The sequence below is a fragment of the Paenibacillus sp. JGP012 genome (genome assembly GCF_014203995.1).
Lineage (GTDB): Bacteria > Bacillota > Bacilli > Paenibacillales > Paenibacillaceae > Paenibacillus > Paenibacillus silvae.
The window spans coordinates 490044-515366 of the sequence record NZ_JACHKG010000002.1 but is presented as its reverse complement, the minus strand read 5'-3'; the positions used below and the strand labels follow the sequence as shown (position 1 = coordinate 515366).

Annotated in this window: 22 protein-coding genes and 1 pseudogene; 5 read left to right on the top strand and 18 right to left on the bottom strand. The window is 50.1% G+C overall.

Annotated elements, in window-relative coordinates:
* The first annotated feature begins 265 nt into the window (after positions 1-265).
* Together HNR77_RS29915 and HNR77_RS04730 are read left to right on the top strand one after the other, a co-directional pair.
* Positions 266-415 (top strand): hypothetical protein, encoded by a 150-nt coding sequence (locus tag HNR77_RS29915; protein WP_216515037.1) that lies wholly within the window; start codon positions 266-268, stop codon positions 413-415.
* A complete protein-coding gene (locus tag HNR77_RS04730; RefSeq protein WP_184181214.1) occupies positions 412-1344 on the top strand; it encodes a hypothetical protein in 933 nt (310 codons plus the stop codon). The genes HNR77_RS29915 and HNR77_RS04730 overlap by 4 nt, the downstream gene beginning before the upstream one ends.
* 1445 nt (positions 1345-2789) lie before the next feature.
* Here the strand turns inward: HNR77_RS04730 and HNR77_RS04725 are convergent.
* Both HNR77_RS04725 and HNR77_RS04720 read right to left on the bottom strand, forming a co-directional pair.
* Positions 2790-4343, bottom strand: a complete 1554-nt coding sequence (locus tag HNR77_RS04725) for a DEAD/DEAH box helicase (protein WP_184181212.1) — start codon at positions 4341-4343, stop codon at positions 2790-2792.
* Positions 4344-4570: 227 nt separating this feature from the next.
* Complete coding sequence (locus HNR77_RS04720; protein WP_184181210.1) at positions 4571-4933, bottom strand: hypothetical protein; 363 nt, start codon at positions 4931-4933, stop codon at positions 4571-4573.
* Between the two features lie 399 nt (positions 4934-5332).
* On the opposite strand from HNR77_RS04720, the gene HNR77_RS04715 reads away from it, so the two are divergent.
* Complete coding sequence (locus tag HNR77_RS04715) at positions 5333-5728, top strand: hypothetical protein (protein WP_184181208.1); 396 nt, start codon at positions 5333-5335, stop codon at positions 5726-5728.
* Between the two features lie 372 nt (positions 5729-6100).
* On the opposite strand, the gene HNR77_RS04710 is transcribed toward HNR77_RS04715, so the two are convergent.
* Positions 6101-7564 (bottom strand): SulP family inorganic anion transporter, encoded by a 1464-nt coding sequence (locus HNR77_RS04710; protein WP_184181207.1) that lies wholly within the window; start codon positions 7562-7564, stop codon positions 6101-6103.
* A gap of 701 nt (positions 7565-8265) precedes the next feature.
* Here HNR77_RS04710 and HNR77_RS04705 point away from each other — a divergent pair.
* Positions 8266-8907, top strand: a complete 642-nt coding sequence (locus tag HNR77_RS04705; protein WP_184181205.1) for a hypothetical protein — start codon at positions 8266-8268, stop codon at positions 8905-8907.
* A gap of 86 nt (positions 8908-8993) precedes the next feature.
* Positions 8994-9620, top strand: a complete 627-nt coding sequence (locus tag HNR77_RS04700; protein ID WP_184181203.1) for a hypothetical protein — start codon at positions 8994-8996, stop codon at positions 9618-9620.
* Positions 9621-9743: 123 nt separating this feature from the next.
* Here HNR77_RS04700 and HNR77_RS04695 read toward each other — a convergent pair whose 3' ends face one another.
* The 15 genes and pseudogenes from HNR77_RS04695 to HNR77_RS04625 form a co-directional block, all read right to left on the bottom strand.
* The gene (locus HNR77_RS04695; RefSeq protein WP_184181201.1) at positions 9744-11414 is read right to left on the bottom strand and encodes an ABC1 kinase family protein; all 1671 of its coding nucleotides are present in this window, start codon (positions 11412-11414) and stop codon (positions 9744-9746) included.
* Positions 11415-11801, bottom strand: coding sequence for a phasin family protein (locus HNR77_RS04690; RefSeq protein ID WP_184181199.1), 387 nt, complete (start codon positions 11799-11801; stop codon positions 11415-11417).
* A gap of 72 nt (positions 11802-11873) precedes the next feature.
* Entirely contained in the window at positions 11874-12512 is a 639-nt protein-coding gene (locus HNR77_RS04685; RefSeq protein ID WP_184181197.1) for a ThuA domain-containing protein, read from the bottom strand.
* Between the two features lie 92 nt (positions 12513-12604).
* Entirely contained in the window at positions 12605-12784 is a 180-nt protein-coding gene (locus tag HNR77_RS04680) for a Rossmann-fold NAD(P)-binding domain-containing protein (protein ID WP_184181196.1), read from the bottom strand.
* A complete protein-coding gene (locus HNR77_RS04675; RefSeq protein WP_184181194.1) occupies positions 12785-12985 on the bottom strand; it encodes an SDR family NAD(P)-dependent oxidoreductase in 201 nt (66 codons plus the stop codon).
* Positions 12986-12994: 9 nt separating this feature from the next.
* Positions 12995-13141, bottom strand: coding sequence for a hypothetical protein (locus tag HNR77_RS04670; protein ID WP_184181192.1), 147 nt, complete (start codon positions 13139-13141; stop codon positions 12995-12997).
* 305 nt (positions 13142-13446) lie between these two features.
* Positions 13447-15138, bottom strand: a complete 1692-nt coding sequence (locus HNR77_RS04665) for a cobyrinic acid a,c-diamide synthase CobB (RefSeq protein WP_311768575.1) — start codon at positions 15136-15138, stop codon at positions 13447-13449.
* A gap of 953 nt (positions 15139-16091) precedes the next feature.
* The gene (locus HNR77_RS04660) at positions 16092-17180 is read right to left on the bottom strand and encodes a cobalt-precorrin 5A hydrolase (RefSeq protein ID WP_184181188.1); all 1089 of its coding nucleotides are present in this window, start codon (positions 17178-17180) and stop codon (positions 16092-16094) included.
* Positions 17173-17970 (bottom strand): precorrin-4 C(11)-methyltransferase, encoded by a 798-nt coding sequence (cobM, locus tag HNR77_RS04655; RefSeq protein WP_184181186.1) that lies wholly within the window; start codon positions 17968-17970, stop codon positions 17173-17175. Before cobM ends, HNR77_RS04660 begins: the two co-directional genes overlap by 8 nt.
* A complete protein-coding gene (gene cobI, locus HNR77_RS04650) occupies positions 17967-18800 on the bottom strand; it encodes a precorrin-2 C(20)-methyltransferase (protein ID WP_184181321.1) in 834 nt (277 codons plus the stop codon). Before cobI ends, cobM begins: the two co-directional genes overlap by 4 nt.
* Positions 18801-18983: 183 nt before the next feature.
* Complete coding sequence (gene cbiE, locus HNR77_RS04645; RefSeq protein ID WP_184181184.1) at positions 18984-20267, bottom strand: precorrin-6y C5,15-methyltransferase (decarboxylating) subunit CbiE; 1284 nt, start codon at positions 20265-20267, stop codon at positions 18984-18986.
* Positions 20230-21384, bottom strand: a complete 1155-nt coding sequence (locus tag HNR77_RS04640) for a cobalt-precorrin-5B (C(1))-methyltransferase (RefSeq protein WP_184181182.1) — start codon at positions 21382-21384, stop codon at positions 20230-20232. Before HNR77_RS04640 ends, cbiE begins: the two co-directional genes overlap by 38 nt.
* A gap of 277 nt (positions 21385-21661) precedes the next feature.
* A complete protein-coding gene (locus HNR77_RS04635; RefSeq protein WP_184181180.1) occupies positions 21662-22309 on the bottom strand; it encodes a precorrin-8X methylmutase in 648 nt (215 codons plus the stop codon).
* 128 nt (positions 22310-22437) lie between these two features.
* Positions 22438-23208, bottom strand: a complete 771-nt coding sequence (cobK, locus tag HNR77_RS04630) for a precorrin-6A reductase (protein WP_184181178.1) — start codon at positions 23206-23208, stop codon at positions 22438-22440.
* Positions 23209-23498: 290 nt separating this feature from the next.
* Positions 23499-24611, bottom strand: a pseudogene (locus HNR77_RS04625) (sirohydrochlorin chelatase); the annotation flags it as partial.
* Positions 24612-25323 lie beyond the last annotated feature (712 nt).

Sequence of the window (25323 nt, the reverse complement as noted above, 5' to 3'; positions counted from 1 at the left end):
GTGTACTCCTTTACGTTTGAGATTAAAATGGGAATAGTTTATTATAGGCGTCAAGCCTTAAAGAAATCTTAACAGTCTTCTAATAAAATCTGAAAAGCACCCCTATTCTGAGTTACAGTTTTGTAATGTTTGACAAAAATCGACGATTCTAGGTCTTTTGTTGGAACTAATATTCCAACTATGGAAATATGATATAGTTATTGCCACCAAACTGCAATATAACAGCGCTTGGTTTCTCAACTCAAGCCTTGGAAAGGGACGGATTATGGTTACATACGTATGCCTCGCCATATTGTTTCTTTTTGTCGTTATCCGGATGATCACATTCCAGCTGCATCGCCGGAAGCCGGTTTCCCGTGAAGATACGGACCGCACCCTGTACAACATTCTGAATGGCGGGCGTGATGGAGCATGAGCACGAAAAAAGTGGTTTCTATCCGGCCATTTAACCGAACGACATATGCCTTCGAAAAGTTGCACGTATGCAAGCGCTGCGGGCAGTATACTTGCCTATGGGAAGATCACTGCACCTCCTGCGGGCGCAAAACACTTGTTACCATACAAGAGAAAGCAGGCTCCCGGGTTAAACGCCGCATGGTGCGTGATGTTTTGCTGGTTATGCTCATCGGCACAGCTGCCGTTTATTTCGGTGAGACGCTGGACCAGTCCATGATTGCTGCTACAGTGACGTTGCTGCTGCTCGGCGGCCTGATCTTCTTGCAGCAGCGTGCCTTCCCGATTGAAAAGCTGCGTCAGATGAAACGTATGCTGCAGCTGGACGAAGAAGGCGTGCGGCAGGGCATCAACCGCAACTGGGCTTTGGTTGCTGAAGCCCGCAAAGAGGACGAGGTGCTCGCCTACGAGATGCTGCGCGAGATCGGCTCGCTGGTCAACAATGACCGGATTCGGCTGCAGCAGGTGGCGCTGCTGCAATCGTTTGTTCTGCGCAGCGACATGGATCTTCAGCTCCGGCCCCTTCTGCTCCAGAACTTCGAGCGGTTGCTTGCCGAATATATCGGCGAAGTTGCAAGGCTGAAGCCGGAGCTGGTTCGTGAAGACGCGATTCGTTATATCGCGACGTATGAGGTTCACATTTTACAGCTGCATAATGGCATACAGATTCTGACCGCCGTTGCCGCAGCTGCCGTACGCAAAAGCAAATATATTGAACTGTTTCCCAGCCTGATTACCCGTTACGCTCGCTTTATGCCGAAAGACCGATTTATGCGGCTCTATCACACCATCGAGCGTTATCCAGCCAAAGCACGGGGAGGTCTCGCCGAGTCCGTGGGCCGAGTGTATAACGAGAAGTACCGGGATTCGTATGCCGATGTTCAGATTTGATGAGCACAGCCGAGGCTGGCTAAATGGCAGCACACTAGGGATGTAAACGGAAGCGTATCAGATCAAACAAGTGAAATAATGCAAAGTTACTCCCTATATATAGACGAGCCTATCACTCCGTATCCCTGCATCCTTGCGATTGTTCCATCCTTAATCATATAAGTTCCAAGCAGAAAACACCCCGTCCTTAGGTCTAGGATGAGGTGTTTTGTTACCTAGACCTGAGAATGAGCTATTTTAGTGAAAAAGGGCCGATTGCCGCATGATCGTTGTGATCAGTAACGATTAAACAGTTACGGGGAAACGCCTGACCGGGATGGAGAAAAAGCGGAACTTGCGAGATACGCAAGATGGTGGAATCCCTTGAGAATTGGGAAGCACGGGAAGGCCGCTGGATGGAGGATCGCACAGGATTGTCAGGCCTCGGAGAGGACGTTGGGTGGAGGAGCGCACTGAATTGCTAGGCTTGGGAGGAAGTTGGGGGAAGGGGACTGAATTGCTAGGCTTGGAGTTGACGTCGGGGGAAGGGCACACTGAATTACTAGGCTTGGGGAGGAAGTTGGGTAGAAAAGCGCTCGGGATTTAGTTTCTCTGCATACGCTAACGATTCCAGGACACCTTATTTGCGCCAAATGGGCCTCCTGAAAATTCTAACGATTCTCAGTAACCTTATTTCTCCAAAATGACCTCATTACACCCTCCTTCTGCCCAATATTCGCCAAATAGCGTTCCTACGAATCGTTAAAAATTTCTATCCCCCAAAAATGCCTAAATAAGACTTCTGGGAATCGTTAGCGCTCGGAGGCTTGCTTGGGAGTAAGATAAAACTGTAGGTCGGCGGTGTATGGAGATAGTGTGTGCCGTGCGATGTAATGAAGGTTCGGTGGTGTTGTGTTGATTCGTTATACGTTAGTTACTCGTACATCTGATAGAATACAAAAACTACGGCGCGAGATGTGTGGGCTAATTTCGTGGTGATCATGCGATTACGGGTGAGGAAGAAGGATGACTGGGGTGCTGTAGGGCGGCTGAGGAGAGGGCGAGATGACTTTACAGTAATTATGTGACGGCGAGATAGAAAGATATCTGAGGTGTTGTCTGGACGAATGGCTAGAAGCCAGTAATTATGTGGTGGCAGTTAAGGTCGAGGCTCAAAATAGGGCGGGGAATCCAGGTTTTAAATGCAGTGGTGGCGGGTATATAGCACAGCTGGTAAAGGTTGCGATGGTTGTGAGCTGGAGCAGTATTTACCTGTGTAAATAAGTGCATGTGTGTTTGTTGTAAAAAAGGGCCGCGACGTGGCTCCGTCGCGACCCTTGGTCCGAGCGTTCGGTACATTTTGTACACGAACGCTCTCGGTATGTGCCACGCCGCATCCGCTAATGCGGTGGCATGGCTAAGCTCGCTGGCGCAATGTGCGGCTGCTGCCGCTTGCGCCCAAGAAGTTACCGCCCGCGACGAGAATCGCGGCGGTCGCCCCTGCCCGGACCGCGTCCCGCGGAGTCCGGGCGGCCAGTGCCAGCGCCGCCGCGCCCAGCGGTGCGCTTGTCGGCGCTGCGTCCAGCCCAGCCGCTGCTGCTGCGCTCTTCGCCGCGGCTTGCATCACCGCGGCCGCCTTGGCCCGTGCCGCGGCTGCTGTCGCTGCTGCGCGCCGAACCGCGGCCCGTGCTGCGCTCTTCGCCGCTGCGGCCGCCACTACGCCCACCGCTGCGGCCTCCTGCTCCGCCGCGAGAACCCCTACCGCTGCGACCACCGTCTCTGCGGTCGTTCCGGCCAGAGCCGCGACGAGCACTGCCTGTCCCGGCAGAGCGGCCGCCACGCTCCTCATCGCCTTCGCTATGAATAGAGCGACGTGTAGCCCCCGTAGAAGCAACTGGACCTTCACTGGTCCACTGGATACGGTTCAGCTTCTGATTCGTGCCTTCCTCAATTCGGGCAAGCTCCGGTCTGTCATGCTGGGTCGCAAATGTCACCGCAAGACCTGTACCGCCCGCACGGCCCGTACGACCGATCCGGTGGATATAACTTTCCGCATCATGCGGGATGTCATAGTTGAATACGTGGGTAATCCCTTCCACGTCCAGTCCACGTGCCGCAACATCTGTAGCAACAAGCACTTGCAGCTTCGCATCACGAAACTTCTTCATGACATTTTCACGCTTCGCTTGAGACAAGTCACCATGAAGCTCATCGCTGTCATAGCCTGCTTCACGCAAATCCTCGTTCAGCTTCGATGCCCGGCGCTTCGTCCGGCAGAAAATAATCGCCAAATACGGGCGATACGTATCAATCATGCCGCAAAGCGCAGCAAACTTGCCGCGATCCGTGCATTCCAGCACCTGCTGGCGAATCTGATGGATCGGGATCACTGACTTGGAGGAAACCTTCACGTCCTCCGGGTCTTTCATATAGTTTTTCGCCAGCACACGAATGCCCTTCGGCATCGTTGCCGAGAACAGCATCGTTTGACGTTTATGCGGCAGTTCACGAAGAATTGTCTCCACATCGTCCAGGAAGCCCATGTGCAGCATCTGATCCGCTTCATCCAGCACCAGTTTTCTCACATTATCCAGCTTCAGCGTTCCGCGGCGCAGATGATCCAGCAGACGGCCCGGTGTTCCTACAACGATCTGAGTTCCGTTATTCAGCTTGCGCAGCTGCTTCTCCACATCCTGTCCACCATATACGGCAAGCACATGAATCTTGTCATCGTTCGCTGTCAGCTTCTTCGCTTCTTCCGTAATCTGCAGAGCCAGCTCACGCGTTGGAGCAATGATCAGCGCCTGCGGGGAGCGGTCGGATACGTTAATTTTCTGAATGATCGGCAGCAAAAAAGCGAGCGTTTTCCCTGTGCCCGTCTGTGCCTCGGCAATAATATCACGTCCGCCCAGCAGTACCGGAATCGAGCGTTCCTGTACCGGAGTCGGCACGGCAATTCCCTGATGCCTCAATACCTCGCACCATTCCGGGCGAATGCCTAGTTGTTCAAAGTTTGTCAATCGTTACACCTCTGTATGTTCATTTAGATAAGTTCATTTCATAGAAAAACTCAGTGACCTGAGACATGATGCGCAAGGCATCCTCGTATTAACTTGAATTCGTCTATTCCGCGGCTGATTTCCGAATACGAGCCTGCATTTTATTTCCTACGCCGGATATTGTCATGCTAGTCACATCTGTATCTGTTTCGGAAGGTATACCCACGTTCAAATTAGTTTTCCTGAATTCAACGCTGCTTATGAAATGAATTTTTAAAAAGCAATCCATCCGTTGCTCTTCTTCTCCATACCCTGTAGTTTACACGTTCATCCAGCAAAACAAAAGGGAAACCGAGCCACTGCACCAACTTGTAGCAAAGGAGCTCACCTGCTCCGGCCATTTTTACAATAAAGTTCAATCCGTCAGATGTAATCAATTCGTACCATGGACAGCAGCGGAAGCAGACCTTTGGATGGATAGAGAGACGGTCAACAGGAGTGTAAGGCATCGCTTGCAGTAGAAAAAAGATTATCTTTGCAGGCTGATGCATTTTGCTGACTGCCTCCTGTAAAGGCACTTGCTGCCTAGCAGCAGCTTGGATGATGGTCATACAGTTATCCATAAAACGGATTAACACTTACTTTGTTCTCTGAGGTAACTTAGACCGGTAAAATTGCGTTGATTTTAATGTACAGGTCAGTCAGCATACGCGTCTCAACCAGTTTTGTCAGCGCAAGTCACCGTTATGGCTATAATAAGCTGAACCATTTTATTTACACGTTAACGGAGAAGAGAGAAAAAGCTGAAAAATTGGAGCTAACAGCTATCTGCTGAGAAAGATGTATCGAAAAAATAAGCTACGCCTTTTATTACGGATTCCCCCTTTAGAAAAGGAAATAGGAAAACTCCGGGGATAACAGTGATTACAGTGATTGAAAGGTTATTCTGGTCATTGAAGTGAACTGTGTAAAATCCTTTAGATATAGAATGCAACAGGAGGAATATTGTTATGCAGAAGCAGAAAAACAGTTTACGCAAACGGTTGATGTGGGGACTGCTCGGTATATTCTTGCTGCTGCTCGCTCTCAGTTTACTATCCACCCTGAACAACGTCGGTTACAGCAATGTAAAGCAAATCATACGTTTGGAAACCAGCGGCCCTTCCATGATCCGCATTGAACATCCCAAGGAGGGGATGGAACGTTATCTGACCAAAGATGAAAATGACCCTCAAGAGCGATTGAAGTCACGTATGGCACGTGAGGGCTGGGCATATGAACAGCAGGAGGGCTCCGGTTATTTTTTCACCAAAGACGGTCAGCAAGCGATTGTGACCCTGCAAAGATGGAATCATTTTTACGTTATCTACAATATCAAGGCGGGAGTCGTGAACCTGGAGGGGTAGCTAATGAAGTATTGAACCAGCAGGAAAAAGCTCTAACGATCCCCACAAACCTTATTTGCCCCACTTTGGCATAATCCACAATCTAACGATTTCCAGAAGTCTTATTTCGCTAAAAATATGAAAAAATGGCCTCGATATCAGCAAAATGAGCTAAATAGCGTCTCTGTGAATCGTTAGAAAATTAACATGCTTGAATTTGCCCAAATAAGACTTCTCCGGAGCGTTAGCGCTCGCGGCCTACAAAAAACGGCTCCCTACCGGGTCCAAACCCGGAAAAGGAACCACTATAACACAATGTGGCCTGTTACATCTGCCAACCTTGTGCCTGCCAAAACCTGCTACTGAGTCAACCTAGCCTGCACAAGAGATTGCTTACGCGCCGTGCCCTTCAGCACCTGCACCCGAAACGGCAAAGCCGCTGCGCTCCAGCAGGAGAGAGCTTTCTTCGTTCAGGCCACGCAAATGCACGGTTTTGCCGAGCTTGGCGTATTTGAATTTCACTTTACCGATCGCCACAACCGCCGTGTTATCCCAGATATGTGAACCGCCAAAATCTATCGTGATCTCCTGGGGGTCTGTCTCTGCATTAAATTCATCCACAAAATGGGACGAGGAACCGAAGAAGAAAGGCCCATGTACACGGTATACCTTCTGACCCTGCTCATCTGCGGCCTGTACACGAATTTTGGTCTGCTTCCAGCCAAAATGCAGCACACTGAGCACCACACCCACCAGCACCCCGAGGGAGAGATCATGCGTGTATACAACGATCGCTACCGTAACGACCATGACGATCGCTTCCGCACGAGGTACACGGGCAATATTTTTAACTGAGCTCCAATCGAATGTACCAATACACACCATAAACATAACACCAACGAGCGCTCCCATCGGCACTTGCTTCACCACACCGCTGAGCAGGAGCAGTAGAATGGCGAGAAACGCACCAGCTGTAAATGTCGACAGCCTTCCGCGTCCACCCGACTTCACATTAATGACCGACTGGCCGATCATCGCACAGCCGCCCATGCCGCCAAACAGCCCATTCACAAAATTCGCAATGCCTTGACCGCGGACCTCACGATTTTTGCTGCTCTTCGTCTCCGTCATCTCATCCACAATAGTTGCGGTCAGCAGCGACTCCAGCAATCCGACCAGTGCCATCGTAAACGAATACGGCAGCAGTATCATCAGGGTATCCCATGTCCACGCAATATTCGGAAGATGGAACATCGGCAGTGTGCTTGTCAGATTGCCCATCTGACCTACCGTTTTTACATCGAGATGAAAAACAACCGTAATTATCGTCATAATAATAATGGCAATAAGCGGAGCCGGAACGGCCTTGAAAAAACGCGGCAAAATATAGATAATCGCCAGCGTACCCGCCACCATCGCATACATCATCCAGTTTGCTCCGGTAAAATGCGTCAGCTGCGCCATAAAAATCAGAATCGCAAGGGCATTCACAAATCCGGTCAAGACCGAATGAGGCACAAACGTGATGAATCTCCCTACTTTAAATATGCCTAAAATAAACTGAATGACACCCGTCAAAATCGTCGCTGCGAAGAGATATTCCACCCCATGATCCTTGACGAGCCCTACCATCAGTACCGCCATTGCTCCTGTAGCTGCCGAGATCATGCCCGGTCTGCCACCCGCAATGGAAATGACGATGGCAATCGTAATAGATGCATATAACCCGACCATGGGATCAACTCCTGCAATGATCGAGAACGCAATGGCTTCCGGAATAAGCGCCAGCGCTACCGTAATGCCAGCCAGCACATCTCCGCGAATGTTGCCAAACCACTGTTGTTTTAACGTATTCATATGTTGTTGCTTTGCCTCCTTGATTTGTCCCTCAAATAAAAGAAGATTGACGGATTTAATTCACACAGATATTATCAAATTTCTCGAAATATATATTAAGTAGTGGGAATCTCTCCGTAAATTTGTATGTGCTATTCTGAGAGTGTTGATGATCCTATACTCATTTTACTTAATAATTCTTAGATTTCATCATCTTCACAATTGAGGGGAATCCACTTACATTTCCTTTCCTGAAACTTACTAAATCTATTTCCTTAATTAAGTGCTGTATGAAATTTATAAGTTACTCCTTGTCATAAATGTTATTGACCTATTATTACAGTCACGGCACACAATAATATCAAATAAGTTAAGTATAAAAGATAAATATATTGCTTATCTCTCAATGTCTATTTGAGTTAAATATTCATTTATACTTACTCACCCTATCATATTTTGAAATCATACATTTAAATTTAAAAAATAATAAGTATTCTGAAGAAGATTTTTGTGTATTTTTTTACTTATAAATACATTAATATAACTAATATATCATTTACCCATTGATATCCATTGAAGAATAAGGTAATATTTAGGAGTATTAAAATAATAATTGAAGGAAGTGACGTGTTGAAGTCAAATTTTCTAAAAAAAAGTTTATTGGTTTTAAGTTTCTTTGTATCTTCTCAGCAGCCGCCCCTTACTCCGTTTTAGCTTCTGAAGTGAGCACACCTGAAGAGAAAGTTACAGCTAGACAACAATATGAGTTATCCAAAAAAAATAATTACATAGTTCCCAATGATAGGATTGATGAGTTATCATTAGGTGAGCCTCAAGTAAGTATTATGGCTGAAAATCCTGGTACCGGCGCAACTCGCGTAAATCTTGTTACATACGGATGGTATGGACAACCAATCGTTCAAGATCAGAAGTCGGGTAATTTCGATCTTATTAAGGGCGCTGTAATAGTCATCTTGGGGCCTCTGTTAACTACAGCTGGAAGCGTTGTATTGTCAGTTGCAGATCTTATTTTGTCTAATGTTGACACTACTCAATATGCAACTGCTAAAACAATGATTTCATATAACTATCCAACAAAACAAGGACAAGTATACTATTCTAATGCTTGGCATACTCTCTTTGAAAGCACAAATAGAAATACCTATAAACATTATTATTCCATTTTTATTGATTCAAATAAAAACTCAAGACAAGGAACAGTTGACTATGTTCCTGCAAATGGTTATTCGGCTATAAAAGTTGAGTCTGCACCTAACTATAATAATAATTCATTTATTCAGAACAAAGCTTATCAAAACTACTTGCAGGGCAAGAAGTATACCGATGAAGATTGGACAAGATAATAATTTCTGATTTTACTATAACAGATCTGCATAAATTAGCAGATCTGTTATTCATATTAAGAATACTAAAAGACGGAGGTATGACTTTGAATTCACGCTTAATTAACTCGATAATGGGCTTCTGTATTGTATTCTTATTAGTCGGCTGCACTGCAAATACGGAAGGAACAAAAGACACACCTAAATCTGATGATATCATTTATTCTCAAGAGTATACGAAGGAACTCAAAGCCATAGAAAAAAACATGCTTGAGAATCCTGAAGTATTCCATGAAACTTCAAATAAAAATTACAAAATTTCTGCAACTGTTAATTTAAGTGTTCAAGATGGGGTTGAAAGAATGGTATATGAAATTTTCGTGAAAGACCCTAAGATTAAACTTGAGGATCTTAAAATGAGTTTTAACTTGAATCCTGATATGTTACAAAGGCTTAATACGAGTAATATTTTTGAAAGTAATGTTTTGAATGATGCCCCGCTCACAATCTCTACTGATAGTGAAACTACTGGAGCTAGTCTATTTAGAGCTTTTTTACTTGATAAATCGAAATTAGATAAAGAAACTCTTAATCTGTATAAAGATATGTTTGTGAAAATATCCTATGAAATTGATGAGAAAGTCCATCAAGATTTTTTCAAACTTCAAGCAACTCCTTCAGAAGAGATACAAACCTATTTAAAAGAAGCATCTTCAGAAAATCAAAACAAATAATCGATTATAAAGCACATACGATAAACAGACTATAACTCATAAAAATAAGTCCACTTAATGAATCTGAACAAAGTGGAAATTATAAAAAATCCGACATTTCATTCTGATTGTCGGATTTTTATGTTAAAACCTGCCTGATTTGAATATCGAATACAACAGGAATGCCACCATCAGAATTGCTACGAGGAATCCAAGCTCAATCACCGGGATATCCCACAGCATCGTGGACTGGTGACTGATTGAAGAACCGATAATAAGTCCAACCATGATGATACAGAAGGCAAGCAGCACGATGCTAAACGACAAACGATTACTGATCTGATCCAGTCTGCGCATCAGCAACTCCAGCTCGGGTACACTGATCTCCAGCCTGAGCTTGCCTTTACTAATAATGGAGGAAAGCTGGCGCAATTGCTCTGGCAGTCCCATGACACTTTCCGCCATATCTGCCGCGCTACGGAACAACCGATTTTTGATGCGTCCTGCGCTAAAACGTTCCTTCAACAGCTTTCGCCCGAATGGCTCCGCCATATCCACGATACTCAAGGTAGGATCAAGATGTTCAATAACCCCTTCCACGGTCAGCAAGGATTTGCCCATCAGCAGAATATCGGCTGGCATGACCACCCGATGCTTCTGCGCAACGCCAAACAGGTCATTCAACGCCTGTCCTACACTGATTTTGGAAAAAGAAATATCATAATACTTGGAGCGCAGCTTGTCCAAGTCACCATGCAATCCGCGTATATCCATATCATCCGGCATCATGCCAAGCTTCTCAATTGCCCGGATCATGCTGTCGGTGTCCTTGCGCATCAGCCCGATAATCAGCGAAGCAAGATGTTGTCTCATCTCTTCGCTCAGACTGCCCACCATGCCGAAGTCAATAAAAGCCAGGCTTCCGTCCTTGAGCACCATCAGATTGCCTGGATGCGGGTCGGCATGAAAGAAACCATGCATAAAAATCTGATTCAGCAATGCATCAACCAGCCGCTGTGCAATGTTGTTCAGATCATGACCACGCTGGATCAACCGCTCCCGATCATTCAGCTTGATGCCTTCAATGTATTCCATGGTCATTACGCGAGAAGACGTCTGATCCCAGTAAATGACCGGAATTTTCACCTTGTTATCCTGTAGATATTGCTGCGCGATCTTCTCCGTGTTACGCCCTTCTACTGTGTAATCCAGCTCCGCCAGCAGTGCCTGGGCATACTCTTCAACCATCTGGGGAATCTGATACTGCTTCACCCAATCCCAGCGCTTCTCCGCCATCGCGGTCAGTTCCCTTAGAATATCCAGATCACGCTGTACGATCCGTGATATGCCCGGGCGCTGAATTTTGATCGCTACCGCCTCACCGCTTCGAAGCTTGCCCAGATGCACCTGACCGATGCTGGCCGCTGCCACCGGGGTATCCTCGAACCGGGAAAAGATCTCCTCCAGCGGTGTATCCAATTCCTGTTCCAAAATACCCCGTGCCGTCTCTGAAGAGAACGGCGGGACCTGATCCTGTAATTTTACCAATTCATGAATAACAGACTCCGGCAGCAGATCTGCTCTTGTACTCGCAAGCTGCCCCAGTTTGACAAACGCCGGCCCCAGCTCCTGAAGCACCAGCCTGATGCGCTCACTCAGCGTTTTGGTCGGCTGCGCTTCACGCGACATCCATCGTCTTGGCAGTGCGAGCAGCTGGAATAATCCAAGCTCCTCGACCATATAACCGAAGCCATGACGCACCAGCGCCATGGCAATTTCCCGGTATCTGCCGACATGTTTGATCCGCACAGCCATCTATTCGATCTCGTTCCCTTTGAGAGGAGGTGAATCTTCGGAAGGAGCCGGGGTTTCATTACCTTGAAGCTGCGGGGTCTGACTGTGACCGAGTTCAGCCAGCTTTTTCTCAAGTACAGCCACGCGCTGCTCCAGACTGGTCACGTCACTCTCCGATGCAACGCCTGCTTCCTGAAGCACACGTTTGACCTGCTCCTGAATGACACGTTTGAGCTGGCTCTGTTCTTCATCTCCGCGCTCCATCAACCGTTCAACAAACGCTTTGGATTCACCAGGCGCAAGCTGCCCTCGTTTAACCAAATCATCCACGGCTTTCTCGATTTTTTCCTTGCTGACTACGGTAAGACCAAGACCTAACGAGAACGCCTTCTTGAACAAATCGCTCATCTTATTCATCCTCCTCTTTGTTGTTTATATATTATACCTTTTCAACCCCTGCATGCAAAAAGGAGGCCGCGATTACACGTACCGTGCTGCCCATTTGCCTGCCTGCAATACCAATCGACGATACATTTCATTGGAAAAGGATGGAACAGAATGTCCGGGCATCAAATATACGATTCGGCCAAGCCCATATTTATGAGCCCAGGCTGCCGGCTTTGGGCCTTCTTTAGACTGATACTCCAGCAAAATTTTCGTTTCGGCGAAGGAGCCAAATTCAAACTCGTACGGCTCTTCTTCCATTGTGAAATCGGATACGCCCTCCGTGACCGGATGACTCTCCGCTGTCACCGTAAACTCCAGCGGTGCGTAAGGCGGATGATGCAGAAATTTGGCACCGATCATCTGCTTTAATTCATAACGATTCTGAAGGGAAATACCGTTATGTAAAATAACCAGTCCTCCCCCGTTGCTCACATAGGATAACAGCCCTGCTGTCTGCTGAGGGGAGACTTTCCCTCTCCAATCGTCCATGTATGAAATACACACATCAAACCCGGAAATATTTTCGAGCAGAAGCATGTTGCGGTTCTCACTGCACTGGACTGTAATTGTATCCTGAAAAATCCGGCTGATCTCCGCATCTACCCCTTGCAGCGGATGCCAGTCTGGATGAGTATAATCTCCAATTAATAATGCCTTTTTGCGATGATCCATCATCATCATCTCCTTTCATGTCGTCCCGGCTCATCTGAACTCTTCTTCAGCACCATTGGTAATCTATGCGTAAAGCATACGTCGAAGGACCACTACCAGGGCAGCATTTCCCCCTGTAATCTACATATGCGGGCTTGTTCTCCCTTGAATTGTTCATGCTGGTCGATCAGTGCTGCAATATGCTGTGCTGACGCATCAGGTGTCAGATCAGCGGAAGCATCCAGTTTGCCCCTCATATAAATCTGTACCCAGCCCGGATGCACCAGCAACACTTATCTGCCCTCTCGCTTCAGTCCATTGTGTATCAAACGTGCCTGCATATTCAAAGCCGCCTTGGACATGCAATAGGCAAACCAGCCGTCCCGGCTGCACTGCTCAATACTGCCTGTCTCGGAGGAAATATCCACGATCAGCTTGGTCTGGCCTTGAAGAAGGAGCGGCAGCAGCGCTTGTGTGACACGCAAAGAACCCAAGGTATGACGTTAAATACCTGCCATCCCTGCTATGTTCACCGGTCCGTGGATAGGATCGGTAATACTTCCTAGTATAGCCGCATTATGGATCAGCATATCCAGATGGCCGATATCCAGCTTCACCGTTTCTGTGAAGAGCAATGTCCCTTCCTTCACAGATACTCCATCCCTAACACATTCCACATGCTAAACCAAAAACCTCTAATCCCACAAGCAGCAAGCGAACTTCACGACCAAAGTCTCAGGAATGCAGCGCAGGATGCATACGCCATACGTCCCTTGTCGAAACCCGAGCTAAATCTGGAGAATCCAGGCGGATTCAGGAATTACAGGAGCATTACGCTTACAGGATCAGATAAGGATCGATAAGCGGGATTACCCTTTTGACCGAGCAAACTGAGAAATAACATACATGAATGAGAAGATGGATCATCTTATCATAGAAATTCTCGATCAGGTGACTACAGCGTCCGCTGCTGGCGATATTTTTTGCAATGATGCACCCAGCGCTGTGCCGCTGCTGGATACGAGCCAAGATGAATATGGGTGTAACCTGCCACAACACTGCCTGCTGCGTAGCCCTCCTGCTTCAACCCACGCAGTCCCTTTGTCTCATATGCGTAAGGAATCTCGTCCTCTGCACGATAGGTCATCGTAGAATAATGGAACTCATGTCCTCGAAGCACTTCCCCCTGTTTCAGCAAAAAAGAATCCTGAACCGCAGTCGCCTCCCTGTACCCCAGCGCAGCTCGCTTCTTCTGCATCTGCACCTGTGCAGGAATAATGCCTGCCATGGTATAGGTTACGCCTTCACGGTCTGTGAGCGTTTCGCCAAGCACCATATAGCCGCCGCACTCCGCAAACAGCGGCATCCCTGAACGGACTGCTTCGCGCAGCCCTTCCAGAAAACGTTCGTTTCCGGCAATCACTGCCGCAAACTCCTCGGGAAAACCACCGCCAAGGTATATACTGTCTGCTTCAGCCGGTATGCTCTCACCCGCCAGCGGACTGAAATACTGCAGCCGGGCTCCCGCCGCTTCCAGCAGCTCCAGATTATCGGGATAATAGAAGTTAAATGCCGCGTCCCGTGCTACGGCGATAACAGGCTGGTACGTGTCTGATGCGACATGCAGCTCGATGGATTGAGAAGCAGCCCCAACACTGTTCGCATGAACAACGTCTTCCGCGCTAATTTTACTTCTGGTGCGAACTTCGTCAGCCGCACCAGCCTGGTTGAGTATGCCGCTGCTGTGAGCAGTGTTATTTGTGCTAAATGAACTTGCCTGGTCACAGCTCTGAACTGTTTGATCTGAACTGCTTGAACTCGCTGTGTCACTGTTGTGAGCGGCACTGTTGGCTGTATCGACGAGGCTCACATCATTTGTGCTCGCAGCATGCACTGTATGATCTTCATTAGTTGTACCAGCTGTCTTTGAGCGGTCTTCACCATACTCGCGTCTTTCTGAACACTGGAGCGGTGAAGCACTTGCTGCCAGCTCCAGCAGCAGATCCAGATCCGTGCCTTCCAGTAGCACATCGGCTGCCCGCTGGAACAAAGGCTCCAGTTCACCGCGTTCAATTGCAGGCACCAGTCCGAGATGTCTCTCCGGGATAGACATGTCCTCATCACGTTTCAGCCAACCCACGACCGGAATGCCGCACATTTGCTCAATAGCTTTTTTAACAATCGTATAATGCCCTGCGCTTCCGCATCGGTTTACAATGACACCTGCAATGTTTAATTCAGGATCAAGTTGCTGAAACCCCAGTACAATCGCTGCTGCACTGCGTGCCATACTGCGTACATCGACAACCAGAATTACAGGTGTTTGCGTGACCATGGCAATCTCCGCTGTAGAGCCTGTGTTGCTGAGCGGGTCCTTGCCATCGTAAAGTCCCATCACGCCTTCAATAATAGAAATATCATGTCCCGCGGATGCTCGTGCAAACGTCTCCCGCACATAGTCTGGCGATGTCATCCAGGCGTCCAGATTACGGGAAGCTCGTCCTGTCACTGCCATATGATAGGTCGGATCAATATAATCGGGGCCACATTTGAAGCCTTGTACGCTCAATCCGCGCTGGGCAAGTGCCTTCATCAGGCCGAGCGTAACCGTTGTTTTGCCTGCACCGCTACCTGTACCCGCAATGATTAGCCGAGGTGCGCGAGGTGCAGCTTGGCGATCGGAAGCTGTCGTACTTGCTGCTTCGTTCGTAAATGTTGCTGGCACGTTCTGATTATGAAAAATATTTCTCTCGGCTTGGTTATTGCATGTTGTGGCAACAACCTGACTGCCGGATGTCGCTGTCACAGCTTGGTTACCAGATGCTGTTGTGACAGCCTGATGATTGTTGGCAGCTGCAGTGACAGCAGGATTGTTGGATCTCGTGTTCACCGCCTCGTGGTTGGATGCCATTGCTTCGGGTTGACTACTGGATGCCACTGCTCCGACTTGATTACTGGGTACCACTTCCCCAACGTGATTATTGGGTACCATTGTCCTTTCTTGGTTGTTGGGTACCCTTGCACTGTCTTGTTTTCCGGGTACCACTGCTCTGTCTTCATTATTGGATACCATTGCACTGCCTTGATTATTGGGTACCACTGCACTGCCTTGATTGTTGGATAAAGTAGTTTTAGTGTTCATCATGAATCCCGCCTTTGATCCGAATATAACAAATAGACCATCCCATATCGGTTCCAACGGCCTGGGACGGTCATTTATTTACATGAGGTGGTGTAGCATCATTTTTTAGGGTGCACGCTCTAACGATCTCAGATGACGCTATTTGGCTCAAAATGGGAAAAGCAAAATTCTAACGATTCCTGCAGACGTTATTTGACCATTTTGGGGCGTAAATAGCAATAATTGAGGCTTTTCGTCCCAAATAGCGTTGCTCAGAATCGTTAGAATTGAAACGTGTGCTTTTTTCACGAAATAAGCTCTCTGGGGATCGTTAGCGTTGGAGCATCGAGGTACAATCTACGTTCGGTAACACCAGCCTGTAAAAGCCTGTTAAGCCGAAAAAGTATTCGTTGGCTGCACCGCCCAGTGCCGCTTCCCCAAGGCATACGGATGGGTGCACACGCCGCCGCTAATCCTGCTTAGTCAAATGCAACTCTTGCTACGGAAATGGTCAGGTTGCCGCTCTTTTTCTTTTCCAGCAGCCAGTGGTCAGCCCCTGAAGAAAGCAGCGCAGCAGGTTCACTCACGCCATAGGCTCCAGTATATTTGAACACCGTTTCCGATGGATTCGGCAGCTTGACTGTATTCAGCTCCGCTGGGGTATAGGTTACAAGTTCCCAGCCGTATTTGGCACATAGAGCGAGCAGGCCAGCTTCATCCTTTTTCAGATCAATCGTGGCAACGTTGCGCACGCTCTTCACGGACAGGGACAGCTCTTCCAGTGTCGCCAAAACTTCCTGCTCCAGCTCTTCCAGCGCAGTGCCGCGATTGCAGCCCATGCCGAGCACAAGACTTTTCGGACGATACAGCACACCGTTTGCCAGAAAACGTTCCTCTTCCGCAGCCGTAAGCAAACGGTCGCTGACCACCAAGGCAGCATTAAACGCAAATGTTTCAGCCTCCTGCATGCTGCGGAAGACCCGGATATGGTCGGGCACAGGTTTATTGTAACGCCACCAGTTGCGTTCACCCGTCTCCTGAATGAGCGCAACCGACTCCTCGTTGACCACCGCCGCACTCACCGGGGTTGCTTTATCAAAGCTGTCCACGATCCAGCCCAGCTCACGCCCGAACATATCGACCGGAATCGTGCCCTGTACGTCCGAAGCTGTCGTGATGACTGCACGCGCACCAAGCACTTCCGCCACTTGACGCGTCAGTTCATTGGCACCGCCAAGGTGGCCGGACAGCACGCTAATGACATTCTCGCCGCGGTCATCGATGACCAGTACGGCAGGATCGACTTTTTTGTCCACCAGCAGCGGAGCAATCATGCGTACAACGGCACCCAGAGAGATAAACAGAATGATACCGTTATATCGTTTGAACAGGTCTGGCAGGATCAGCTTCACCGAACCTTCGAACAACGTGTATCCCAGCTGCTCTTCATCCCCACGCGCAAATTTGCTCATATAATAAACGTCTGTGCCCTGAAACTGTCCTTCCAGATTACGCACCATCTCCACACCATGCTTGGTAATGGCTACGGCAGCAAATGGATTACTCACCAGACTTCACTCCTTTGCGGTAGCCGTGGGTGAAGGACTTATCATACAGCTTCGAGCGGTGTGCATCCCGGTTGACCAGATCAGGGTCAAGCGCCCAGCCTGCCAAAATCATCGCATGCATCGTAATGCCTGCGGCACGCAGATCCGCAGCCAGGTTGGCCAGCGTGGTACGCACAATTTTCTGATCTGGCCATGTGGCCCGCTGCACCACCGCGACCGGTGTATCTTCACTCCAGCCTGCGGCGAGGAATTCCACCACGACTTTCTTTGCCAATGTTGCACTCAGGAAGAGCGCTACCGTACTGTGGTGGGATGCCAGATCGCGCAGCTTTTCCCGTTCAGGCACAGGCGTACGCCCTTCCGCACGCGTCAGGATGACCGTCTGCGTAAGTTCCGGCACAGTGAGTTCCGCGCCCAGCGCCGCTGCTGAAGCAAACACCGAGCTAACACCCGGAATGATCTCGTACTCCACACCCAGCTGCTTCAACAGAACCATTTGTTCCAAAATCGCACCATACATCGCCGGATCACCCGTATGTACACGAGCCACACTGCGTCCCGCCTGAACTGCAACGCACATCAGCTCAACCTGCTGCTCCAAATCCATGCCGGAGCTTTGCAGCACCTCGGCTTCGGGCTTGGCTGTCGCAATCAGTTCATCATTCACGAGGGAATCCGTGTACAGAACGAGGTCGGCATTTTTTAAAATATTCGAACCCTTTACTGTAATCAGCTCGGGGTCTCCCGGACCTGCACCGACAATATAAACTTTCGGCTCCAATGTTTTCATTTGCTCACCACCATCAGGCTCAAATATTCCAGCTCCTGCCCTTTCAGTTCACGGGCGTCACGCCAGACGAGTTCATAAGGGGACGTGACTTTGGTAACCACCGAGGCTTTGCCGCCCAGTCCCATCTCGTCAAGCAGCTCCAGCATCGGGTCAAGCACCTTTGCTACTTTAATAAACACAATTGTATCGTGATGCTCAATCGCCTGCCGCATTGCTTCTTTGTCCGCTGTAGCCGGAATAATACCGACCTGCTCATCCCCATCTGCCAGATGCATATCCAACGCTGCCGCCGCACCAAGGACGGAGGAAATGCCAGGGATCGAGCTGATTGGTACTTCAGGATGCAGTTCACGCATCAGACGTGCAAGGTGAATAAACGTGCTGTACAGGTTCGGATCACCTTCCGTTACAAAAGCGACATCCTTGCCTTGCTTCAGCGCTTCCCAGCACGCTTCCACGGTTTTTCCCCACTCTCGCTCCAGCACAACCGGGTCTTTGGTCATCGGAAAGATCAGACCCAGCATCTCTTTCTCATCCGGATTCACATATAGTTCCACGATCTCATGGGCGTAGGATTTGCCGCCTTTGCGTTTCTTCGGGTAGGCGACCACCGGGCACTCGCGGATCATTCGATATGCTTTGACGGTAATCAGTTCCGGGTCTCCCGGCCCAACACCCACGCCGTACAGTGTGCCGATCGTTTTGCCCTCCGATGGTGCAGCTGCGCGTAATTCTGACAACGCAGACGCATCTGAGGAGGGCGTGTTTGCAGTCGCGATTTCAGTTGTACCGACTCCGACTCCAGCTCCTGTTCCTGATGCACTCTCCATTTCGATTGCTGCTCCTCCTGCTGCGTTACCTTCCGAATTCATTCCTGTGATGCCTGCTGCACCGCTCGCAGTTTCGCTTGCGGCCACAGTGCCGTGTGCTGCTACACTACCTGACGTATCCCTTGTGATGTTTCCTGTTGTTGTGCTAATGCTGCTCTCCCCCTTTGGTTCCTTGGCAAAAAACTATTCTGCTCCGTTCACAGCTTCCGCTTCGTCTGCTGCGATATATTGGCCTGTAATCACATAGATCGGGTTCAGTCCGTCAAAACGGGTCATGTTCAGGATCGGCTTGCTCCGCGCCGTCTGCAGCAAAGTCACGGAGGCGTCCATGCCAGCTTCGCGCATCGCCTTCATGCTGTCATGCAGCGTTTCGATGGTCGCTGCATTGACCACGATGCGTCCCTCGGGGCGCAGCCGGGACGCACACAGGGCGATCAGCTGCGCGAGCTCGCCGCCGCTGCCGCCAATGAACACCGCATCCGGATCGGGTAGTTCGTCCAGCCCCGCTGGCGCTTTGGCATGCAGGACAGTGAAATCGGTCCGGAATTTGACACGGTTGGCCTCGATGTTCACGAGGTCACCCTCGTTTTTTTCGATGGCGAAGATCTGGCCTCGCGGCGCCAGCCGCGTGCACTCCACCGCCACCGAGCCCGAACCTGCGCCGATATCCCACACGATGCTGTCCTCGCCCAGCTTCAGCTCGGACAAGCTGAACGCGCGGACTTCACGCTTGGTGATGAGGCCTTTTTCGGGTTTGCGCTGATAGAATTCCTCATCTGCAAACCCGAAGCCTTTACGCGGCACCGGTGCATCCTTGCGGCGAAGCAAAATGACGACGTTCAGCGGGCTGCACTCAGCTGCTGCCAGCTCGTCCAGGGTGTAGTGGCGGGCACGTTCATCTGCCGCGCCCAGGTTCTCTGCAACGTAGGCATCATACTCGGTCATGCCGAACTGTTGCAGATACGCCCCGATCGCAGCGGGGCTGTTGTGCTCGTCCGTGAGCAGCGCCACTTTGGCTTTGCCATCGATGCGCTGGGCGAGGCCTTTGAGCGGGCGACCGTGCACGCTTTCGAGCACGGCGTCGTGCCAGCTCTCGCCAAGCTTGGCAAAGGCCAGCTGCAGCGAGCTGAGATTAGGCCGGATGTCCAGCTGATCCGGGCCAAGCTTACGCGCGAAATAACCGGCGATGCCGTAAAACAGCGGGTCTCCCGAGGCGAGCACAACGATGTTGTGCGTGTCCTGTAACGCTTTTATTTTCACAACGAGATCGTTTAGACTGCTCTTGATCACAATCTTCTCTCCAGCAAACGCCGGGAAAAATTGCAGCAGGCGCTCGCCGCCTACCAGCACATCAGCCTCCTGAATGAGATTCAGGCTCTCTGCTGTCAGCCCCGCTGCGCCTTCTTCGCCTACGCCAATGATGCGAATGTTACGATTCTTTGCTCCATTTGTTGTGTTCGAGTTCACTGATTTCCGCCCTCCCCAGTTCCATTCCTTTCATGGTGACCAGCACCACTTCCACCGTTACGCCGCCGCCCGCATGTTCCAGACAGTGCTGGCAGGCATATAAGCATAACTTTTCAAAATAAGGCAAATATCCCGCTTCGGTCATCATATCCGCCACCTGAGTCGCCGTGTTGGCTTCCTCGATCGCTTGCGCCAGTTCATCTCCGGCCCCGGTCTCGCGAGCCACGGACGCAAGAAATCCAAAATCCACCGGCGCGCTCTTGGAGTGCACCATCATGACCCCTTGAGCGACTTTGGCGAATTTGCCGGGCATGCCGACCAGACTGATGCGTTTCATGCCCAGTCGTTTCCCATGTTTGATCGCAAAGCCGACAAAATCGCCCATCTGAATAAAGGCTTCCTCCGGCAGTTCGGGCATCATTTTCATCGCATACTTCTCACTGCTGCCGCCTGTCGTCAGCACAATATGCTCACAGCCGGAAGCCTGCGCAACGGAAATGGCCTGTACTACACTAGCTTTGTACGCTGAAGTAGAGAACGGAACGACCACGCCGCGTGTGCCTAAAATGGAAATACCTCCAAGAATGCCAAGCCGGGCATTAAGCGTTTTCTTCGCGATTTCTTCGCCGTCCGGCACGCTGATCACTACTCGCACACCTCTGGCAGCGCCATATTCCGCAAGTACCTGAGTCACCGCTTCGGTGATCATACGCCGCGGCACGGGATTAATCGCTGCTTCGCCTACGGGCACGGGCAGACCGGGCTTGGTAACACGGCCCACACCGATGCCGCCATCCAGCTCCACTCCAGGCTCGTCCCGCCAGGACACATGCGCAATGATTTTCGCCAGATGGGTGGCGTCCGGGTCATCCCCGGCGTCTTTGATCGTGGCACAGGTCGCCGTGCCATCCGTCATCAGCCCCTGCTCGATCAGCTCGAACGAGTGGTCAAAGCCGGCGGGCAAGGAAACCACGGCTTGCGCAGGGATATGTCCCGTTAACAGGAGCTGCGTTGCTCCTTTGGCAACCGCCGTAGCACACGCCCCCGTCGTAAAGCCGGAACGCATCGGCTTATCCGGGTCCGGTGCCTCTCCGCTTTTCATGCGTTTCTTTTCCATGGCTTTGAACCTCCCGTCCTTCTTCTTCCTGTTTTTTGTTGGTCTTACGTCAATTGTTGGTTGGTTAGCTGTCCATTAGTTGCACATTAGCTGCACCCCTATTCACTTCCGTTGGGCACCCTCACCGTACCTCACGCACACGTTTTAGCCAGACTTCCGTTCACTGGTGCCCTGCACGCTAACCATATTACGATAAGACTCCTACTCACGGATGCGGACATCGCTTTGCTCCGACCTTCGACTTCTACAATGAGGCCCGCCTGAGTACTCCGGCGATCTATGCCTTTACAGCCATCAGGGAGATGGCGTTCAGGGCCGCTACCACGATCGTACTGCCGCCTTTGCGGCCGATGTTAGTGATAAACGGAATGTCCAGCTTGCGCAGCTCGTCCTTGGACTCGGCGGCGGATACAAAACCTACCGGCATGCCGATGATCAAACCCGGCTTGGCCTCGCCCTCTTTTACAAGACGAATCAACTCCAGCAGCGCAGTTGGTGCGTTACCGATCGCATAGATGCCGCCTTCATACATTTGGGTTGCTTTACGCGTCGAGATGATGGCACGGGTGGTGTTGAGACGTTTGGCCTCCTCCATCACGTCCGGGTCGGAAATATGGACATGCACATCACCGCCAAATCCACGAATGCGATCCTTGCTCACTCCCGCCTGAATCATCTGCACATCAGCAATGACCGATTGGCCTGCACGCAGCGCCGCAATTCCTGCCTGAATGGCATCAGGGTGAAACACCATGCTGCGTCCCAGTTCAAAATCCGCTGAAGCGTGAATAACACGCTGTACAACTGGATACTGCTCCTCTGTGAACGGATGCTCCCCCAGTTCCTCGGTAATCATTTCAAAGCTTTTGCCCTCGATCTCCTGCGGCTGCACCGTCAGTGGTTTAAACTCTGTTTTGAAATCCATGTACTCACACCACTCCCTGTAAAATATTATTGGATCAATATCATCATCGTATAGGTACTGTCCCGCGCTTCAAGGCAAGCCAACCCTTCAAAGCTGAACTATTCAAATTAGGCCTATCAGGCAAAGGACTACTCCCCTAAAATTCCGCTCAGCTCGTCCAATACACCGTCAAAATGATCAAACACCGTGCCAAACTCCGCCTCCGGACGCGAGATCAGCACAACATGAATGCCAAGCTCAAGCGCAGACTGGATTTTCTCGTCCACCGCTCCGGTTTTGCCGCTTTCCTTGGTGACCATCACGGTCGTTGCATAATGCTTGTAAAGGGCCTCGTTCATTTCTCGGGAAAAAGGTCCCTGCATCGCAATAATATTGCGCTGCTCCACGCCCAGCTCACCGCATTTCTCCATATTGTCGAGACGGGGGAGCATGCGTGCAACAAGGCGTATATCCGGATCACCGAGCAGGTGCTTGGTGAAGAGTTGCAAGGTTTTGCTGCCTGTCGTCAGCATGACAGAGCCTTTGAGCTCTTTGGCTTTGAGCGCCGCTTCATCGTAAGATGACACCACATGCAGCAGTGCATGGTCATCGTAAGCAAGCCCGGTACGTTCATAACGAATGTAAGGGATGCCCGCCAGCTTCGCGGCTTCCATGGCATTCGCATGGGCTTCCTCGGCAAAAGGATGGCTTGCATCCACAAGGACAGGGCTGTTTTTTTCACGAATCAGCTCGATCATTGCCTCTACTGTCAGACGGCCCGTACGAACTGGGAGACCGGCTTCTGTCAGACTTTGAGCTGCGCTTTCGGTTACAACGGAAGTCAGCACGTTATGGCCTTGCTGCTGAATTCGGATCGCGAGCTCGCGTGCATCGCTGGTGCCACACAGCATAAGGATCATGAGCGCTTCACCTGCTCTGAAGCTGATGCCACCTGTGCCTGAGCGGAGGATGGGTCAAGTTGTGCTTTTGATGCTGCGTGCTCTGCCTCCAACTGCCTGCTGTTCCGGTTGCCTTCATGCTGTGGGTGCGCAAGGTGCAGTTCTTCATCATGGTCATGATGAAAATCAGCCGTGCGGTGGATAGCAGTCTTTGCAGCGTGATCATGTGCATGCTGTTGTTCGTAATGTTCCTGGTGTGAGTGTATGTGTTCCGCTCCTGAGTCACTGTGATCGTCATGCGCGTGCCCATCATGGCTGTGGACATGCCCGTGCTCGTGGTGGTCGTGTCCATGGCTGTGGCTGTGATCATCGTGGTGATGGTCATGTCCATGCTCATGAGTATGATTCTGATGATGGTGATCATGGTCATGCCCGTGCTCGTGATGATGATGGTCATGATGGTCGTGGTCGTGCCCATGATCGTGGTCATGATGGTCGTGATGGTGGTGATGGTCGTTATCATGGTCGTGCCCGTGATCATGGTCATGGTGGTGGTGATGATGCTTGGCTGCTTCAAGTCTGAATTGGCAGTTGTCACAGTTTGCTGTCACCCGCCCGTATAATCCCTCATGCGCACGCTCCAGCACCAGCTCGACCAGCTTCGGATGGAAACCGAAATATCCGCCGATTTCAACCTGGACGTCAGGATGCGCGGCTGCAAATTCAGCCGTCATCTCATCAATGCGTTTAATCAGCACACCGGTAAAGAGAAAGTACGGCATGATGATGATTTTTTTCGCACCCAGCAGGAGACAACGTTCCAATCCATCCGGGAAGGAGGGCTGGGTTACCCCGATAAAGCTGCTTTCCGCCCATCTGTACGGCAGCTTCTCCCACAGCATGCGGGTCATTTTGAAAAAGTCACTATTGGCATCCGGGTCACTGCTTCCACGTCCAAGCACAAGCACGGCGGTTTCCTCATCCGTTACGGCTACGGGAGCGGGAGGGGCAGCAACGGCTGTGGCGGTTCCTCCTTCACTGTGAGCTCCAACCCGTACAGGCTGCGCTTCTTGCAGGCGAGTCTGCATGATCTGCACGACTTTTTCATGCACACCAATCGGACGACCATATATAAACTGCACCTGCGGATAACGTGCTTTGGCACGGTCAATCGCATTCGGAATATCAATCTTGGCATGACCGGCTGCAAACAAAATAATCGGTACCAACACGACACGTGTCGCCCCTCGGTCCACACAAGCAGTCACACCGTCAGCAATACTCGGTCTGGTTAATTCCAGAAAACAGGTCTCCACCAGTGTATTCTCTGGCGCTTGTTCAGCAACCTCACGTGCAAACTCCTTTAACTCGCGATTCCCCTCAGGATCACGACTCCCGTGTCCCACCAACAAAATTGCATCCATCTTCTTATTTCCTCCTCTGCCCGATCCGCAGATCAGATTTCTCATATCCGATTCAATTCCATATATTCGTAAGGCTCTTCACCCGGTTCCAAGGAGGAGCATCTGTTAAGACATATATCAAGTGACCCATATTAGATTAATTACCAGGCTTCTACTGAGCTACTAACGAGCTTCTTATGAGCTTCTATCGAGCTTCTACTGAGTTTTTACTGAACTACTACCGAGTTTTCACTGTGCTTCTACCCACTGCCTGCTGAGTTTATACTGGATTTTTCTGGTTTTCACTGGTTTTGGCCAAGTTTGAGTTTCTACTGGTTTTGACCAGGTTTTTGGAGTTTCTACCGGGATTCTACTGGGTTCTCAACTAGGCTTCTACCTGGCTTCTACCACTACCAGATTTTCCAGGAACACCGTATCCCTCGCGCTAACTGTAACCATCTCACTTACTTCAAACCACTACGCTTACAACCCCGCGCTAACGATTCCAGATGACGTTATTTGCACCAATTTACCCTCGCTGGAATTCTAACGATCTCAGGAGACGTTATTTCACCAAAATGATGCCTTTCACCCCAACTTTAGGCGGTTTTTAATGAAATAGCGTTCCTACGATTCGTTAGATTTTCAAACAGCCCTTTTTCCGCGATATAAGGCTTCTGGGGATCGTTAGCGCTTAGGGGCCGCAATCTGGTCTAAAAAAACTTGGCTACCC

Excerpts from the sequence above, each read along its gene's own strand:
- cobK (WP_184181178.1), bottom strand. The coding sequence starts at position 23,208 with ATGATCCTTATGCTGTGTGGCACCAGCGATGCACGCGAGCTCGCGATC.
- HNR77_RS04715 (WP_184181208.1), top strand. The coding sequence starts at position 5,333 with ATGCAGAAGCAGAAAAACAGTTTACGCAAACGGTTGATGTGGGGACTG.
- HNR77_RS04635 (WP_184181180.1), bottom strand. The coding sequence starts at position 22,309 with ATGGATTTCAAAACAGAGTTTAAACCACTGACGGTGCAGCCGCAGGAG.
- cobM (WP_184181186.1), bottom strand. The coding sequence starts at position 17,970 with ATGAAAACATTGGAGCCGAAAGTTTATATTGTCGGTGCAGGTCCGGGA.
- HNR77_RS04640 (WP_184181182.1), bottom strand. The coding sequence starts at position 21,384 with ATGGAAAAGAAACGCATGAAAAGCGGAGAGGCACCGGACCCGGATAAG.
- HNR77_RS04690 (WP_184181199.1), bottom strand. The coding sequence starts at position 11,801 with ATGAGCGATTTGTTCAAGAAGGCGTTCTCGTTAGGTCTTGGTCTTACC.
- HNR77_RS04695 (WP_184181201.1), bottom strand. The coding sequence starts at position 11,414 with ATGGCTGTGCGGATCAAACATGTCGGCAGATACCGGGAAATTGCCATG.
- HNR77_RS04730 (WP_184181214.1), top strand. The coding sequence starts at position 412 with ATGAGCACGAAAAAAGTGGTTTCTATCCGGCCATTTAACCGAACGACA.
- HNR77_RS04720 (WP_184181210.1), bottom strand. The coding sequence starts at position 4,933 with ATGACCATCATCCAAGCTGCTGCTAGGCAGCAAGTGCCTTTACAGGAG.
- HNR77_RS29915 (WP_216515037.1), top strand. The coding sequence starts at position 266 with ATGGTTACATACGTATGCCTCGCCATATTGTTTCTTTTTGTCGTTATC.
- HNR77_RS04710 (WP_184181207.1), bottom strand. The coding sequence starts at position 7,564 with ATGAATACGTTAAAACAACAGTGGTTTGGCAACATTCGCGGAGATGTG.
- HNR77_RS04685 (WP_184181197.1), bottom strand. The coding sequence starts at position 12,512 with ATGGATCATCGCAAAAAGGCATTATTAATTGGAGATTATACTCATCCA.
- cobI (WP_184181321.1), bottom strand. The coding sequence starts at position 18,800 with ATGGAGAGTGCATCAGGAACAGGAGCTGGAGTCGGAGTCGGTACAACT.